Raw genomic sequence first — 16,105 nt, forward strand, 5'->3', positions numbered from 1 at the left:
AGACGCGTCGAAAACTAATGTGGGTATGCGTGACGGAGACCAGAAAAAATGGACGAGAAGATTGCGTATTACTTGATTTCGAGTTTGATCGACCGGGTCGAGCACGGCACGGTCGGCTCAGTGTCGGAGGTAGAGAAGGAAGCGTTGAAGGTCGCGCTTCGCGCCCTGACCGGGTATTCGTCTGCTTCCGCGGAAGTCGCTAAGGTAGCGTCCGCCGATGTCGCCAAGGTGGTTAGGCAAGCGGAGGAGGCAGCAGCCGAAGAACTGGACGTTGAGCCCGGAATTCGCGACCCCGACGCGATCGACTCTTCCGCAGGGTTGAAACCATCGATCGAACCGCCGGAACTCGAAAAGCTTGGGACCGTGGAACTCGTGCTCGACGCCTTAAATACCGATGCACCAAGCGACCCCGGGTATCTGCTGTGTCTGGACTTCGGCACGGCATCGTCGAAGGCATGCGCTACGAAGGGACGCATGCACTTCGGACTGGAATTGGGACGAGCAGTGGGGAGCGAAGGATTCACGCTTCCCTCGTCGATCTTCGTCGACGACGGCAAAGTCTATTTCGGCTTCGAAGCGATCGATCGTAGCGAAAGCATGGTGGAAGCCGGTCGCCAGCGTCTCGACTCCATCAAGAGCTGGCTCAGCTTCGCGGACCAAGTCAGTATCGACACCATGCTTCTTTCCGAAGCGCTCAATCCCGGCCCCACCAGGTTGACGCAAGGTGACTTCCTGCGTATCTATCTGGCGTATTTCACGGACATTGCCACAACGCAACTCTCGACACTGTCAGTTGAAGGGGCCCCGCTTGGACGGTTCATGAAGCGCCGCTATGCGCGTCCCTGTGGCCGCGACGCGCAACAGGCAGCTTGGGTCGACACACTGATGCGACGCCTGTTGTCCGAGGCGCAGATCCTTGCCGACACATTTCACGGGCAATGGGCGGGCGGCATCGATATCCGATGCCTCAAGTCGGCTATCGATGCAGTAAGAAAGCTTGAGCAGCGTCCGGAGTTTCTCATCGGTGACGGCGTGCCGGAACCGGTCGCAGTCGCAGCGACGGCGATCGAGAGCAGCGAGAATCGCATCGACGCGTATATGGTCGTCGACGCGGGCGCCGGCACCACCGACTTCGGCTTGTTCCTCGCGCTCCGCAACCAAGATATAGATGAGCCGAAGGTGGTCCAAGTCGCGCCATCGATCAAAGGATCTGGTCAGGCAGGAGACAAGATCGACCAGTGTTTGCAGGCGTTCATCGGGCAGCGGGAAGGATTCGATTCCAAGAGCACGCACGGCGCGATGATCGAAGCGGACTTGCGCCGGCGCATTCGCGTTCTCAAGGAGCTCCTGTTCACGACGGGAACGCTCGAGTACACGCTGGCTGACCGAACCGTCGGCTCCTTTACACGCGAAGAGTTCTGCAATGATTTTCGGGTACAGTCGTTCGCCAAATTGCTGCAGAAAGGCTTCGTCGATGCGCTGAGCGACGTGAACGATAGCTATCTTGACTACCTGGCTCGCGATCCGGTGAAGCTACAAGTCATTCTCACTGGCGGCAGTTCGCGCTTACCGATGATCCAGGATCTCGCACACGGCGTGATCGAGGTGAAAGGCAGGAAAATCTCGCGCGTTCCAGTTGAGGCCATGCCCGACTGGATGGAACGCGCGACCGACGCGATGAGAAGCGTGTATCCGCAACTGGCGGTTGCCATCGGCGGCGCAGAGGAACAATTGCCCTCCACGGACTTCGCACCAGAGGAGTGGTTCCGCAAGACGCATAATTCGGTCGTCGCAACACGAGACCCGATCTCGGGTGCATAAGACAGCACAACGATCACCGAAACAAAAAACGGCACTTCCAGTTTCGGAAATGCCGCTTTTTTGTCCAACAATGTGGCGTGTCAGTGGTCCAGCTACGCTAGCGCGTCGCGCCTCTCTTTTATATTGGGACTGCCACGGGCAAACAGCATTCCGAGTGCCCATCGCCGGGCACAAATCATTGAGCATTGCCGAACCGCTTCTCCGCCGCCAACTCCCGATGCACCAGCCGATGACAGTTTGCGCATAGGCACTGAAGGTCTTCGAGCTTCGTCTTGTGGCCGTCTTTCATTTCACTCATCTGCGTAGCCGCATGGTGCACCTCGATACACGCTTCCGCGTCCGCTGTGCCATACGCGGCGACGGGGTCACAGCCACATCTCTCGCACGTCAACTTTCCGTGCAGCCGAAGAAACTGTGCCTTCTTGGCCTTCGACACTTGCGCTCTTTCTCGCGTCCTGTGTAGACGCAGTCGCACGCGACCTTCTTCGAAAGTTGACTCATCATTCTCCGAATTTTGATCGCCTCGAGTTTCCGCGTTTTTTGGGATCACCTCAAAGCCAGCTTCGCGCAGCAGTCTGACACACGGCGACGCCTCGCCGCCTGAGAAGTGCTTTGGCTCAATTGGTCGGCCGTCGAGCGCTAAGGAAAGTGCCAGGCCAAATATGGCTTTCGGCGGCAGTCGATTTCCTTGCTCGGATATCAAATCGTAGTCCAATGACGGGCCATATGCATCGTCAACGTAGCCGTCATCATACATTTGCACCGCTCGCCAAATGAATTCTGGCGTAGCCTTGGAAAGTGTCGCAACTGACAGACGCTCGCCAGTCTCGACAGACTCCGCACCTTTCGCGGGCGCCGCAAATTCCTTGCAGATGTAGCCTACTCGGGACAGTTTTTTACTCGCGAAATCCAGCAAAGACTGTGAGAAGTGCTGTCGCCACTCGCTCTCAACAACCAGCGCTTCGACCGTTAGCTCCAGGCAACCTGCTTCTAATAGCTTGAGGAAGCCTTTCGTGTAGTCCCTACGGCTCATCAACCGGCCGACTGCATTCGCGCTGCCGTCGACATTGAGCAGGCGTTCAAACGCCTTGTAGTCGATCCCAGCTTTGTCTTGTGCCACCCGAGCCTTCTCAAGCAAAAACTGGGTAAAGCTCTCTTCAGTCGCGCGATCCACGATCTCTTCCCCTCGGCTTATTGCGTTGTTATCCGTCGGACACACTGTAAAGACGTGGGCTGCCAAGCACAACCCAGACCAACCCAGTCGACTTTCCGAATGCCTTCCACGAGCCTGTAGTCATGCCGTAGGCGCATTTACATGCAATCTTGAAAAACGTTGCGCCCGTGACGACCCCATGTCCTCTGAGGTCCGATTCGTTCGCGGTCTCCTCATCAGAAGTTGACGGCAGCGTATAGAACTCCCTTCGACTATCATCCATTCATCACCTAACATTGACGACTTCTCTTGGAGGCCAATTGGCGACGCATGTTCGTGGCGTAACCGAACCCCGCGATCTGGAATCCGACGTCATGACGCGTTTTTCTACGCGGCTCGACCGGCGCTTTACGACGCTCTACAAGGGAGAATCACAGGTTCCTGACGCGCTCGGTGCAACAGCACTCGGTAGCCAGGACAAAGCACTCGCTGATATATCGTCGCACGACGTGGTCGATACTGCCTCGTCGAGTTTAAGGCCAACGAAGCCGCCTTCCGGTCGGAAGCGCGAAAAGAACTACGCATCGCACTCTGCAAAACAGTTGAGAGACAGAAGAATCCGCTCCGTTGGGCGCGATCTGCACACTTTATAGGCTGGGGAACGATGATCACAAAACCACTCCCCGGAATCGGTACGGAGGCTGTCGAATCAATTGCACTCGCAAGTTACCCCGGAACTGTCTGCCCGCTACTGGGTGTCCACGTTCAGGCTCCGGAGAATCGAGTCGATGTGGATCAATTCATCGAGATGTTCCTCGAAAGCCGAATGGTTGGATCAAATGCGGAACAATTTGAAAAGTATCTGGCTTTGCTTTTCACACTTGCCGGATCTTGCTCGACAGACTCGCTCAAATCGATCGAAGGCTCCGTCTATGTGTACGTCCCAGATGAAGGTTTGCGCTCCGCGGAGCTTTATTCGATTCGGTTCCGCGGTTTGGAACACCTTTTCCTGCTCACACAGGGCAGAAAGATGCCAAGGCACGCCATCCAAAAGCATGCTCCTGAAATAGAGCGAGACCGCGGCATAGAGCGCGGTGGCATGGAGCCCTGAAATCTCACGACTGAGGTGTGGTTGCGCGGTGATACAACTGCTCAAGTCTCGACCGGTCCTTCGCTGAGCCTTGCTGAAACATCTTCTCGAGTGCACCGCCGTAGAACATAAGCTGCGCGCGACGTTCCGCCGACGGCTCGACATGACGCGCAGCCTCATCGCTGGCGCCCTTTCTGTAAGCCAAGTAAGAACAGCCAATGCGGATGGCGAGCAGCAGTAAAAAATATGCGATGAGGATCACACGGCTAGATGAAATCGTCTTCTTCAGGGCACCAGTGACTTCCCTGGCACTCGTCGTCGCCTGTTCCAGCGACAACACCATTTCATTAGTCGCCACGGCCACCGCTGATGTCGCGGATGACGCGGCGGTTAACCCAACCGAATTTGCAATGTCCTCAGCCTTGTTCCATGCAGCCTGAGCTAGCCTGACTTGAGATTCGATGAGCACGGCTGTTTGGGCCATTGATTCGGCCCGCGCTCTCACAGCCGTAAACTCGCCTCTTACCTTTGGCAAATCATCGGTAATTGCTTCAACCTGTTCTTGTAGCGCTTCGGTATTTTGACGATACCAGTAGTAGAGTTTCTTCCAGTCGGTAGACGTGCTTCCGCTATCACTCATTCAATGCTCCTTGAAGACTTGACGCCTCGCATTGTAAGGCCGCTAGGACTGCCCTCGACGATGTGGACGCACGTAGCACTCCTTCGACAATGCCTCACCTCTCGTGCCACATAAGCATCGAAGAAGTCATGAATCCATCAGGCCCTCTGCAGACCTATCAATTAGCGTGCGAATAATTCGAGTTGTCTGAAGACGCGTTCACTTTGAACGCTCATCGACACGATGTCTACAACCCGCCTTCTCTTCGTGCGTCACTTGGCGTTGGTCAGTCTCTACTACTTGAGTATTTTTTTACTCTGCATGTCATGTTGTGAGATGAGCAGTCACAGTCATTGGTAGAGAAGAGTTTTCGTAGTAGCTGAACAATATCCATCCTCAGTCGATAGTAAAGAGGGGAATTAGGATGCGCACTTACCATTTCTCTCAGAAGACGTGAAAGCGCAGCAATTTAGCCATCTCACACATGACCAGCGATCAAGTTTTCGCTGGCTTTTTTATCCATGCAAGAGAAAGGGTAGTTTCACCATGGCAAGCTTCCATCACACCGTCAAAAGCGGCAAGAAAGGTTCTGCAACGGATCACGGCGCGTACATCACAAGAAAGGGGAAGCACAGCAAGCGGGAGGAAGATCTGGTCGCCTCCGGTCACGGCAACATGCCGAGCTGGGCACAGGAAGATGCATCTGCGTTCTGGAAGGCTGGTGACAAATACGAACGTGCCAATGGCGCCGTATACCGCGAACACGAAATCGCTCTTCCAGATGAACTCACGCGCGACCAGCAAAAGGAGTTGGTCGATCAGATCGTATCTGGGCTGGTAGGCACCAAGCCGTTCCAGTATGCGATTCATGCACCGAATGCTGCGCTTGGAAGCGGCTCGAACACACACGTGCACCTGATGTATTCTGACCGAGAGGAAGACGGCATCGAGCGATCACCTGAACAGACCTTCCGGCGCTACAACGCGAAACATCCTGAGCGCGGTGGCCGCAAAAAAGTCAGTGGCGGGAAGAACCGGATGGAGCTGCGCGACGAACTGATCGCCACGCGAAAAAAATGCGCTGACCTGCAAAATGCTGCGCTGGAAAAGTGCGGCCATACCGCTCGCGTCGATCATCGATCGCTCAAGGACCAAGGCATCGACCGGATACCGGAACGCCACTTGGGTCAAGCGCGGATTCGCACGATGTCGACGGAAGATCGCGAAGAGTACCGAGCACAAAGGCAGCCGCTCGCATAACGGCGGCATACTGCCAACAAATGCCATGGATGGTGCGCGAGAAGGACGGCGGGCCACGCTTGCCGATCTCGGTGAAGCTCCGCGACAAATTCACATCCTTTCCTGACACTTATACGTTCCGCTGTCTGACCGAAGACAGCGCGCCCACGACAGGAAGCACGTTCGCACGCAGATCTTAAACAGAAGCGGTTTCGAAGAATCGCAGCATCGGAGACTGACGAAGATGCATCGCCGCCACAAGAAAAACAATGCCTCGACCATTAGGCTCGTGAACCGCGGCGAGTGCCTCGCGCGTCTGTGCCTTCGGCTCACTCGAATTCGCAAGACGATTGACAGCGAAAATTTACGTGGCGGCACGCGGCGGATCATCGCGCAATCTAACGAGCAATCTTCGCGAATTTTTCCTGAAAAATTCATTGTGAAAGTTCTGCAGCGCATGTAGTGCCGCGGTCAAATTCCCTCGAGACTTTCTTGCAAACGTTCCTTTTAAGAATCCCCCAAAAAGCTGAAACAGGAATCGCACATTGATGGTCAATGCCGGAAGGGGCATCGCGCTCGCCCCCTAAACCACCGCAATCAGCGGGTCAATAAAATCAATAGGTTAGGCGTATTGGATGCTGTTTTGGCGAGTATGCTTCGCAGTATCTGCGCTGCTCTCCCGCTCCTGCGCGCCCCTCTTAGCCAGTCGGCGTGAGGGGCGCGCCTCACGATCGGGCATGCCGAAATACGCCCCCGAAGGTTCGTTTTTTAGGCGTACCAGAACGCGACGCAACGCCAGATAGTCGAGCGTTTCCCTGAGCTTCTTACGCCTCACAGGGTCGTCGGCACAAACCTCTCCATGCACCCAATCCGGCCCATAAAGCCCGGGGCTCCGATCGCCTCGAATATAGCCGCCCCTGCCTCCCGTCCCCCCGGTCACCCAATACCCGCCGACCTGATCTGAATAGTCCTCCAATGCCGCCCCGATCTGTTCGGCTTCCGCTCTTTTGTCGTCGAGTACACCCCGCAAAGATGCGGTGTCGACTAGCAGAGTGAGGTGCAAGTCATACCCGCCTTCCAGTGAAGGCAGGACGGCCCATACGTACCCTGGCGCATCGGTGAACAGCGCCGGCTTCCGTCTCATGCGGTCGAAGAACTTCGCACGGCACGCTCGTAGTGCCTGAAGGTCTTGATGCTGCTCATCCACTGGTGCCGTGATCAGGTTGATACGTTCTCTCGCGTGGAACAAACGCAGATGCAGGACGGTCAAGCTATGGTGTCGAGTGAATAGGTCATCAAGATAGGCACGCAGGTTCTCGACGTTCTCTCGACTACCCAGACTCCAGTTGTGCCGTTCCCGCCGTAAGAGTTTTCTTGCGAGCATCGCCTGGCGGAATTGGGCCACGAAGTCGTTGTAGACGTCGGCCTCCAGACGTTCGGTGTTCCGGAAATGGAGGCTGATGTTCTGACCACGGCATTTTTGAACAGGATGGCGAAAGAACATTTCCACCAGAAGCTGCAGATGTGGTGCATATAGCAATTGCTTTGCCGCCGGACTCGCGGGGTCAAGTGACCACAAGGCATGCAAGTCACGCGCGAGAAGAAGCCCCAGTTTCTCGGTGTTGGGGGACCATCGGTTTGGGGAAGCTCTCTTGAAATAGGTCGGCAGGCAAGCGGAATTCTGCGGGTCAAAAACATTTTCCGCGACTACCCACGCCGGACGCATCACTTCCTCGATAACAAAGGGTGCCAAAGAGGTTTCAAGCGACAGCGAAACCATGTGATCAAGCCGTGCGAGAAGCCCGATATCCGGGCCGTTCGAGCTGAATTTGGCGCCATCCTTGTCAATGTGGAAATTCAAACTGCGCTCCAGGTATAGGCCGAGTCTGGAGAGAAGCTGCGGCTCGAAAACATGTTGGGGCTTTGGCGGCTTCATGGCGGCGTTATAGCGTACGTTGATCGGTGTCGGGGCCGCTTGTCCGTATCGGTCTGCATGCGAAAATCCCCGCCTACCGGACGGCGGACGGGGACCGGGAGACACGATCAGACGAGCTTCGGCGGGTAGGCGTAATTCGTCGGCTAAAACGTGGGGACGGAATTCGGGATCAGCTCGAGCTTGATGACCCGACGGCCGTTTTCAATGCGCGGCACGACCTGGGCGAACCCTGCACCGCATATCGCCGTGATAGCGGCTTTCATTTCCACCTTGCTCCAGCCGAAGTTCGGCGCCAGAGTGACGATATCGGCCTCTCGCCAGCTCGGCGTCCACCTTCCCGACTGACGGGCCAAGTTGTGAAGCGCATCCAGGAGGCGCTGTCCGCGCTGCACGCCATCGGGCGTCGCCTTCGGTGGAAACACCGTCGAGAGCCAGTGGGCCGAGAAGCATTCCGCGATCGTGGTCGCCCGTGTCATCGTGTCGACCGATATTGGGCCTTCGCAGCGTTCGAAAACGTGCATACAGCCAGCGATCCGTCGCGTATTGGCAGCCAGACGAACGGCGAACACACGCGCATCGTTCGACGACAGAAAGGAGCCCGGCATCTGAACGAAACGCTCTTGGGCCTGCCGAAGAACCTTCTCGGCCTCGGGCGGCACGTCGATCACCGGAAGCTGACTCGCTGGCGTCGCTTCGAGGTTGAGCCGCGCGCTCGCGATCAACTCGACAATGCGCTGGTCGTAATCCAGAAGCGCCACCTCACGCTGCTGACTGCCGGCCCCCTCCATTGCGACCTCGACGGCCTCCATCATCAGCAGTCGATACAGGTAGCCGGACCCGCTCGCGTCTTGAGCATGCTTGTCGAGCCATGCGCGATGTTTGTCGTTCTGGACGTTCACACACGTAACAAAGATCGCGCTATCCGGGGCATTCTCGACCAGCTCGTCGTCATCGTCGTCGGCACGATCAAGCGCCGGCACGTGGCTGTCGTACAGATCGTTCAACTCCTGGAACGAGCGGCTGAGCTGGCCACTAACCTGGTCGCCGAGATGACCGCGCCCTTCAGCCATGCTGAGCATCGAAAGAACTGAACCGCTACGAATCTTGCGCAGCAACGTGGCAGGCGTCACGTTGTCGAACAGCCAACGCTTCTTCCAGCCCTTCATCGCCTCGACGACGGGGGCGTTGAACCGATCGTGGGTGTCCGACTTACCGCTCAATGGCGGGCCGGCAAACCGGAGGTGCAAGGTCAGCGGCATCGCTTTGCCGTTGTGGCCGCGAATGCGGAAATTGCCGGATGCAGCGAAAGATACATTGCCGAACAGGTTGATCAGAATCGCCTCCTGCACCGATCCGTAAATAGTGCGCTGCTCGCTTGCAGCGCGGAACAGACTAGGCGTGAGGGTGTTGATCGCCTGCCAGGCCGCCGGATGACCGTGACCGGTCGACAGACAGCTCGCCGGCTGCTGCGGCGCGCCGAACTTTGAGCGAAAGTTTTGGGGGGACATAAAGCCCCCGCCACCGTGGTAGACGGGGAAGTTCATTACGTGACCACCTCTTCCTTCGCGTTAGTCTGCGGCGCATTTGTTGACTCGACAGCGGGCACGTCATCGGCCTCCTTGCCCGGCACCGGCTCGCCTCGACGTTTCGCTTCGTCGGCCAGCAATTCATCGAACATCGGACCGCTGATCGACACACCATAGTCGACCAGCTTCTTGATGATCGCGCTCTTCGAAACGTCCGCGTTAAGCTGGTCGCGAATGTCCGGATACAGCGCAGCGAACAATGCTGCACGCTCGCGATCGCGCTTACCTTTCGGCGACTCGAGCTCGCGGATAGCTTTTTTGATCGCCTCGATGTCAACCTTCGTATTTTCGGTATTGGTAGGTTTAGCCATGCTCACCTCCTTACGCCGTCACGCCGAAACGGCGCTTACGTGTGCCAGCCTTGCGCAACATCACCTTACGGCAGTCGTGCGGATTGTCGAGCATCACATCGAGAAGCGTTGCACACGCGTAGACCCAACGCCCGATATTGATTAGCAGATGGGCTTCCGCGGCTTTTTGGTCCTCAAGCCAACACTGATGCTTCTGAAACTGTTCCTCGACGGGCTCTTTGGCAAAGGACTCGATTTCAGCGACCATTTCTTGAGTGTTCATGCGGCCTCCAACATGGCGCGAACTTCGGTGGCTTTGAAATACCAGCGGCGGCCGAAACGACGCGGCTTCAGGCCCCAGAAGGTGCCCTTTAGCGAGAGCGATTTTCTGATCGTCTGCGACTCGCAACGCAGATAGCGCGCGGTTTCGTCCGTCGTCAGGTACTCATGGACGAAAGTCGCTTGTGCTGGAATCGGCGCCGTAACGGCCGCCGATGCGGCCGGCGTCTGGATGATGTGTTTGCCGTGATCTTTATTAATCTCGGCGGCGACATGCGATGCAGTCACTTGAATCCCCTATAGAAACCCCGTTCTGGGGCATGTTTCTCGAAACCATCTGGTAGATCTGCGTTGATCAAGATGGCGCCGGGGGAATTAAAATCCTGCACGGCGTTGAAAAACAGGGCGACGACACTTACCGACGAGTAGCGACGGTTATCGACGGATGCGGACATACAGGGCACTGCACTGGATGCAGCCGAAACATGGATGCGCAGACGGGCTGTCTGTGCAGAAGGCGGCTGCTGCGGCAGCGGGGCAGGCGGCAAGAACGTTGGCCTAGCCGTCGGAAATATCAGCTATTGCTGTGAATTAGACGTGTGGCGCTTCCAGCAGAAGTATGGCTGGTTGGCGACGATGGCGCGATATGTGGGAGTTCCATAGTGGATCAACCCAACGGCGTTGCATCGCGAGTCCCGACGCCGGGCCAAAGTGCTTAGGCAAGTAAATTAGTTCAACCATCGGGCGTAATTCGGCGAACCCCGAACAGTATTCGAGGCATTCTAGAATCGGTGTTCCCCTTGCTGGAACGGACGCTCGAGTGCCCAACATAGATGCCCGACAGTCTGAGGCGCCGATCCTCATTTTTGTTGCTGCGGCTGGATCGATCCAGCCGTGCTCGGGCGGCCTGCGAGCCCCCAAGGCACGAGACGGAAACATGTGATGGATAGGACCACAGTGCAGAAATGCCTTCGGGCTACTTATTCGGATGTGCCGACGGCACCCTTGATTTCTCCGGTTAGCATCGGATTCATCGGAATAGCCTTCTCTCTTCTGCGCCGTAGTCTGCTGTCCAGCCCGTCTCGGGACAGATAGTCGACGAGTGTCTTTTCTCCATTCTTATCAAGCTTGTATTCATCTAGCTTGTACTCCAGTTTCCCGTCGGCAGACACGTTCCCCGTGAAGGGTAGCGTTTCTTCTTGGGCCAATTCCTTAAGGTATTTCCAAACATCCGCCACCTTAAGGCGCCCCCCTGCTCTCCTGATCGCCTCCTCGATCACAGTATCCAGTGAATTGCGGCGCTCTTTGGTTGGTTGAACGATTCGACTCGGTGCCGGTTGTGACTCGTTCCTTACGCCCGTGTCAGCTTGAGTCGGTGGCCGCGGAACACGCACTTCCCCTTCAGCAAGATCCGCGTCAAGGAACACGAAGATTTTTTTGGTTTCGAAGCAGAGGGCGTCCAGCCACTGGCGATCAGCTTCACTGAAAGTCGATGGGTAACTAATCCGTATGGCCGGATTGAACTCCAGTTCTCCGTTCAGAATATCCCAATAGCGAACGCGGGCGTCCTGTGCTATCAGCTCCAGCGCGGACAGCGCCCGAACGCGTTCGTCGGGACGGAGACGGATCGCCTGGTTTGTTCCCGGCCAGTTTCGTTGCCATATTGGATCACTATCCTCCAATTCGGCCAGAGCCATAAAGAGCTGCCCGGCGGCAACTCCTCGGCGGTAGATATTCGCCAGCTTCGGCTCTGGAGGGAAAAGCATGGCCCTCTGAAGTTCCTGCTGGCTGAGCCCAGACTCCCACTTCGAGCCGAACTCCTCAATCTTTTTCGCCATCTCGCCTGGAATTTCGACGTAGTGGCGACCGATCCAGTCAATGATTTCGTTCAATGAGGTATAGGGCTGGGACGGCAAAAACAGGAAGGGTATCGCTGTGCGCTCATATCGAGCAATGTTCGATGACATCGTCAAATTCCGAATCTGATTGAGCTCCGACCAACGGTGCTATCAAGCCATTACGCGCCATCTACCTTAGACAGCGTCGCTCGCAAAGGAGTACAGCCTGGATCTCGAACAGCAGTGCCAACGGTTCGTCAATCCGTGCTGAGCTGGCGTTATTGCGTACGGCCAGCGTTTCAAAGACAAGGCAAACACTATGGACCGCAGACCGCGCGAGTCAAAGAGTGCTGCGACAGATGGCACCGATGTACCCCGCATATACCTCCTAGATGCCGTGACTTCCCTACCCGGTGTTTACGGACGCGCTTAAGAGAACCTAAGGGTGCCGTCGCGACGCGTACGCGAGCAAACAGATCCCGGAACAACACACGCGCGCAGGAGGCCATCTTCACCCTCGCGACATGCCCGCACCGTGCCGCGAGCCAGCGCAGCCAAAGTTTTCAGCGAAACGCACAATCAAAGATGCAGACGAAGTGCAGCGCTCAGCGGTGGGCCGGCGGGAGGCATCCCGATGACTTCGCCTTATGACCGTGAAGTTCGCCGCTTTAACCCGATTGTCGCTAGAATGCGGCGGACATCGCACGATAGGTTTGACTGCGAATTTCGCTCCCGTCATTAAAACCAGCGGCGCTATGCCGGACCGCCCAATCACACGCCTGTTCAACTAGCTATCCAATATGGTGAAGCCGTCTATAGCAAGCCTTAAACCATATCTCGCGCCGCTTCTACTCCACAGTACCGGGACAAGCACGCCGGCAGTGCTAATAGACGCGCTCCGAAATGAAATCGAAGCAGCTATCGAGAGGCCGTCAAATCCAACCCGAGTCCTTCTAGGGCGTGCGCGGAGTCAAGCGGCAGGCGGGGTGAGGATAAAAGTCATCGAATACGCAGAAGAGCGCACCCCACCTTGGGCGCCCAATAGCGGCTATCGCGATGTCAGCCACCATCTTGTTATTGTCGCAGTAAAGAGGGGCTACGCGGCCATTTGCGCTTCTGATCCAGCGCTACGGAACAGGCTGGCTAAGTGCCTTGTCGCTGCGACGCCAGTTGCACGTGACACGCTAGAACGAGCCTTCGTAGGAACGCGTGCCAAAGCAATGTGGCTGAACGGAATACACCCTCAAACAGATGCAAAGCCCACCGCGAAAACTTTAATGGGATCGGCTCTTGAGTACAGTCTCGACCCACTTGGAGATCAAAGTTTTTACTATTCGGCAGTTCGTAGCCACGTGGACTTGTCGCGCCCCGGTACTGGCAGTGCGGCAGTCCTGGTCGGTGCCTCACCTGACGCCGGTCACATTTGGATAAATCGTCCCGATAATTGGTCGAACTTCGTCGTTGATCTCGAAGCCGTACTCGACGCAGTCGCTACGCCGCCACCTGCCGTCCGCCGATTCCACGCACTTGCCCGCACAGTCTCCAACATTATGGGCGTGAGCGACGCCTATGACATAGCACTTGTACCGCCTGAACTTTTAACAGACCTCGAGGTGGACCCCGTCACACGGGAGCTGGCAACGCGTTGGGCATACACCGCACAATTCGCCATCACCGCGACGAACGGGCTGTCGGCAACCGCTAGCGTACATCTTGGTAGCGTCTATATTGGCACCGTCGATGTACACGTCGTGTCGACCGGAGATCAAGTTACCGTCTCTCTAAACTGGGCTGACAGCCCTGTCGGACAGGAATCGGAACGCCAAGAATGCGAAAGCGTTTTAGCTAACCCACAGTGGCTGAAAATCTATTATGAGAGCGGGCATACCATCGCACAGGGACGATGCTTCCTTACCTCTTATCAGGATCAACCGTTCACGTGGCGGTTCGAGGCAATGGCTGGCTTTGATGTCGCTACTGAAAAACCCGCCCTTCTCCCCGGCAGGTCACTTGCTGACTGCATCGGCGAACTCAAGGCGAATGGTCAGCCGGATGACTCTCTCTTTTCCTACATTCTCAATGTCATGTTTCCTCACGGCTGGCTCGCCAGCGACGACGGCGCAATGGAGTTTGCAGACTTCGTGCATATCGACGACGCTTCGCATACCGTTACATTGGTCCATGCAAAGGCTGCGAGGAGCGGCGATCTGAATCGTCAAGTGTCCGCATCGCTCTATGAAGTTGTTGTAGGTCAAGCGGTGAAGAATCTGCGCCACCTGGTAAATACGACCCTTGAACAAGAACTGACTCGGGGACGAAATGATCAGATCGCGCGGGCCGTTTGGCACAACGGTGTGAGACAACCGGACCGAGCCGGCATCATTGCCCGCGCTCAGCAGCTTCCCTCGAATCATCCGAGACGAGTGATTATCCTTCAACCACAGTTAACGCGACAGGAGCATGATCTTTGTCGAAGCGGACAGGCCACGCCAACCAGACTACTCAAGATGCATCAGTTGGATACGCTCATGCTCGCAGCGGAACTGTCTGCCAAAGCAGTAGGCGCGACATTGACAGGGTGGTCAGCGGCCTAGATGTGCTGGTTCAGTTGTCCAACTCCGTTCCCCGCGCGACAGTGCGGCATTTTGCGGAACCGCCATTGCCGATAGCTGAGAAGGCGCACAAAACGGCAACGCGAATGTCGTCGCGGCGTAGCTTACGATGGAAGCGCGTCTGCTTTTCGCGCTGAACAAAGCTTCAGGTTCAACTAAGCGTGACGCACAAACGCTATGGCCGATTGTTCATCCGTTCACCATCCGTGCCCACGACAGCTCATAGATCGAGATGGATCGGTTTGGACCGAATCTGGTTACACAGTGGTTACACAGCCCGTGGAAACAGAAAAGGGTTACAGGCAAATCACCTGTAACCCTTTGAATTCTCTGGTGGAGGAGAGGAGGATCGAACTCCCGACCTTCGCATTGCGAACGCGACGCTCTCCCAGCTGAGCTACCCCCCCAACGTGCAAACAATTCTAGCACAGGCATTTTGCGTTTTGCCAAGCCCCCGCGGCGGTAAAACCCGGAGGCAAAACGGGCGGCAAAACATCACTTCGACGGCGCCCCAGCCAGCACCCAATCCACTACCGTGCGGATGTCCGCATCGCTCATTGATTGATGCGCCGGCATCGGAATCATGCCCCATACGCCGGAGCCGCCGTCCTTCACCTTGCGCGACAATTTCGACGGCGCTTGCGCATCGCCCTTGTACTTCGTAGCGATCTGCTGGAACGACGGACCGACCAGTTTGCGGTCCACCGCGTGACATCCCATGCAGGCATTCGAGTTAGCAACGATCTGACCACGCGGTGCATCGGCCGCACGCGCTGAAGAGGCAAAAGCGCCGGCCAACGCGCTAGCCGTCAACATCGCGACAACGAAAGCAACGCCCCGCGTCATGGCGTCGTCGCCTTCGGATTACCCGGATGCACCGCGTTCGAATTGCTGACCGGCGCCGGCGCCTGCTGATCGAGCGGACGCGAACTCACCGATGAATCGGGGATCGCACCGACAGTCGGCGCGCTCGCGTCCGGCTGCGAAGCGGCAACCGGTGCGGTCGCCGCTGCCGCGGCAGCCGCCGCCGCTTCCTGCGGCTGAATGTACTGGAACACCTTCACGACCTGCGTCACACCCGGCACGCGGCTCGCGACGTCGGCGCCGCGATTGCCTTCGTCCATCGTGACAAGCCCCATCAGATACAGCGAACCGCGCTCGGCCACGACCTTGAAGTTGTTCGCCGAAATGTTCTTCTCGGCGATCAGCGCGGTCTTCACACGCGTTTCCAGGTACGTATCATTGGTGCGCGACGAGAACGAGCTGGCCGGCATGATCGCCAGTTCGTTGACGATCGTGTTGACGTTGTTCAAGCCACGCACGATGCTCTCCGCGCGTTGCTTCGAGACGTCACCCGCCACTTCGCCGGTCAGCAGCACGCGGCGGTTGAACACCGTCACATTGACGTGCGCGTTGTCAGGCAAGTTCTGGCTGATCTGCGACATCGCCTTCACCTGCAACTCGCGATCCTCGGTCTGCGCGCCGAGCGTGCGCCGGTCGGTCGCCACCAGCGCGCCGCCGCCCGCCGCGCCGGCAACGGCGAGAAAGCAACCCTGCAACGTCGCGGACAGTCCCGCGGCGAACCCGACCACCAGCACGGTTCTCACCAGTGTCTTCTTGACGCGGAATACGCTCATCAACT

General features: G+C 57.0%; 15 protein-coding genes and 1 tRNA gene. 5 read left to right on the forward strand and 11 right to left on the reverse strand.

Features of this window, described 5'->3' with window-relative positions; genetic code table 11:
- Positions 1 to 48: 48 nt before the first annotated feature.
- Positions 49 to 1,821, forward strand: a complete 1,773-nt coding sequence (locus P3T25_RS27445) for a hypothetical protein (RefSeq protein WP_429359814.1) — start codon at positions 49 to 51, stop codon at positions 1,819 to 1,821.
- A gap of 175 nt (positions 1,822 to 1,996) precedes the next feature.
- Here P3T25_RS27445 and P3T25_RS27450 read toward each other — a convergent pair whose 3' ends face one another.
- Positions 1,997 to 2,995: an HNH endonuclease gene (locus P3T25_RS27450; protein WP_429359816.1), complete on the reverse strand. Its 999-nt coding sequence runs from the start codon at positions 2,993 to 2,995 to the stop codon at positions 1,997 to 1,999.
- A 769-nt stretch (positions 2,996 to 3,764) separates the two neighbouring features.
- On the opposite strand from P3T25_RS27450, the gene P3T25_RS27455 reads away from it, so the two are divergent.
- Entirely contained in the window at positions 3,765 to 4,085 is a 321-nt protein-coding gene (locus P3T25_RS27455; RefSeq protein WP_429359818.1) for a hypothetical protein, read from the forward strand.
- Between the two features lie 4 nt (positions 4,086 to 4,089).
- Here the strand turns inward: P3T25_RS27455 and P3T25_RS27460 are convergent, their stop codons facing one another.
- A complete protein-coding gene (locus tag P3T25_RS27460; RefSeq protein WP_429359820.1) occupies positions 4,090 to 4,704 on the reverse strand; it encodes a hypothetical protein in 615 nt (204 codons plus the stop codon).
- 525 nt (positions 4,705 to 5,229) lie between these two features.
- On the opposite strand from P3T25_RS27460, the gene P3T25_RS27465 reads away from it, so the two are divergent.
- Together P3T25_RS27465 and P3T25_RS27470 are read left to right on the forward strand one after the other, a co-directional pair.
- Positions 5,230 to 5,943 carry a MobA/MobL family protein gene (locus P3T25_RS27465; RefSeq protein WP_429359822.1) on the forward strand — a complete coding sequence of 238 codons (714 nt, stop codon included), beginning with the start codon at positions 5,230 to 5,232 and terminating at the stop codon, positions 5,941 to 5,943.
- A 223-nt stretch (positions 5,944 to 6,166) separates the two neighbouring features.
- Positions 6,167 to 6,385, forward strand: coding sequence for a hypothetical protein (locus P3T25_RS27470; RefSeq protein ID WP_429359824.1), 219 nt, complete (start codon positions 6,167 to 6,169; stop codon positions 6,383 to 6,385).
- A 159-nt stretch (positions 6,386 to 6,544) separates the two neighbouring features.
- Here P3T25_RS27470 and P3T25_RS27475 read toward each other — a convergent pair whose 3' ends face one another.
- From P3T25_RS27475 to P3T25_RS27500, 6 genes are all read right to left on the reverse strand, one after another.
- On the reverse strand, positions 6,545 to 7,783 hold the full coding sequence (locus P3T25_RS27475; RefSeq protein WP_429359826.1) for a hypothetical protein: 1,239 nt from the start codon (positions 7,781 to 7,783) through the stop codon (positions 6,545 to 6,547).
- Positions 7,784 to 8,001: 218 nt separating this feature from the next.
- Positions 8,002 to 9,366, reverse strand: coding sequence for a DUF3987 domain-containing protein (locus tag P3T25_RS27480; protein WP_429359828.1), 1,365 nt, complete (start codon positions 9,364 to 9,366; stop codon positions 8,002 to 8,004).
- Between the two features lie 35 nt (positions 9,367 to 9,401).
- The gene (locus P3T25_RS27485; protein ID WP_429359830.1) at positions 9,402 to 9,755 is read right to left on the reverse strand and encodes a hypothetical protein; all 354 of its coding nucleotides are present in this window, start codon (positions 9,753 to 9,755) and stop codon (positions 9,402 to 9,404) included.
- A gap of 10 nt (positions 9,756 to 9,765) precedes the next feature.
- Complete coding sequence (locus tag P3T25_RS27490) at positions 9,766 to 10,017, reverse strand: hypothetical protein (protein ID WP_429359832.1); 252 nt, start codon at positions 10,015 to 10,017, stop codon at positions 9,766 to 9,768.
- The gene (locus tag P3T25_RS27495; RefSeq protein WP_429359834.1) at positions 10,014 to 10,301 is read right to left on the reverse strand and encodes a helix-turn-helix domain-containing protein; all 288 of its coding nucleotides are present in this window, start codon (positions 10,299 to 10,301) and stop codon (positions 10,014 to 10,016) included. The genes P3T25_RS27490 and P3T25_RS27495 overlap by 4 nt, the downstream gene beginning before the upstream one ends.
- Before the next feature lie 692 nt (positions 10,302 to 10,993).
- Entirely contained in the window at positions 10,994 to 11,980 is a 987-nt protein-coding gene (locus P3T25_RS27500; protein WP_429359836.1) for a hypothetical protein, read from the reverse strand.
- 1,091 nt (positions 11,981 to 13,071) lie between these two features.
- On the opposite strand from P3T25_RS27500, the gene P3T25_RS27505 reads away from it, so the two are divergent.
- Positions 13,072 to 14,445 carry a hypothetical protein gene (locus tag P3T25_RS27505; RefSeq protein ID WP_429359838.1) on the forward strand — a complete coding sequence of 458 codons (1,374 nt, stop codon included), beginning with the start codon at positions 13,072 to 13,074 and terminating at the stop codon, positions 14,443 to 14,445.
- A gap of 349 nt (positions 14,446 to 14,794) precedes the next feature.
- Here P3T25_RS27505 and P3T25_RS27510 read toward each other — a convergent pair.
- From P3T25_RS27510 to P3T25_RS27520, 3 genes are all read right to left on the reverse strand, one after another.
- Positions 14,795 to 14,870: transfer RNA gene (locus tag P3T25_RS27510), tRNA-Ala, on the reverse strand.
- A gap of 88 nt (positions 14,871 to 14,958) precedes the next feature.
- Complete coding sequence (locus P3T25_RS27515; RefSeq protein ID WP_266261486.1) at positions 14,959 to 15,309, reverse strand: c-type cytochrome; 351 nt, start codon at positions 15,307 to 15,309, stop codon at positions 14,959 to 14,961.
- Positions 15,306 to 16,100: a BON domain-containing protein gene (locus tag P3T25_RS27520; RefSeq protein ID WP_154558884.1), complete on the reverse strand. Its 795-nt coding sequence runs from the start codon at positions 16,098 to 16,100 to the stop codon at positions 15,306 to 15,308. The genes P3T25_RS27515 and P3T25_RS27520 overlap by 4 nt, the downstream gene beginning before the upstream one ends.
- Between the last annotated feature and the right edge of the window lie 5 nt (positions 16,101 to 16,105).

The organism is Paraburkholderia sp. GAS32, from assembly GCF_050434225.1.
Lineage (GTDB): Bacteria > Pseudomonadota > Gammaproteobacteria > Burkholderiales > Burkholderiaceae > Paraburkholderia > Paraburkholderia madseniana.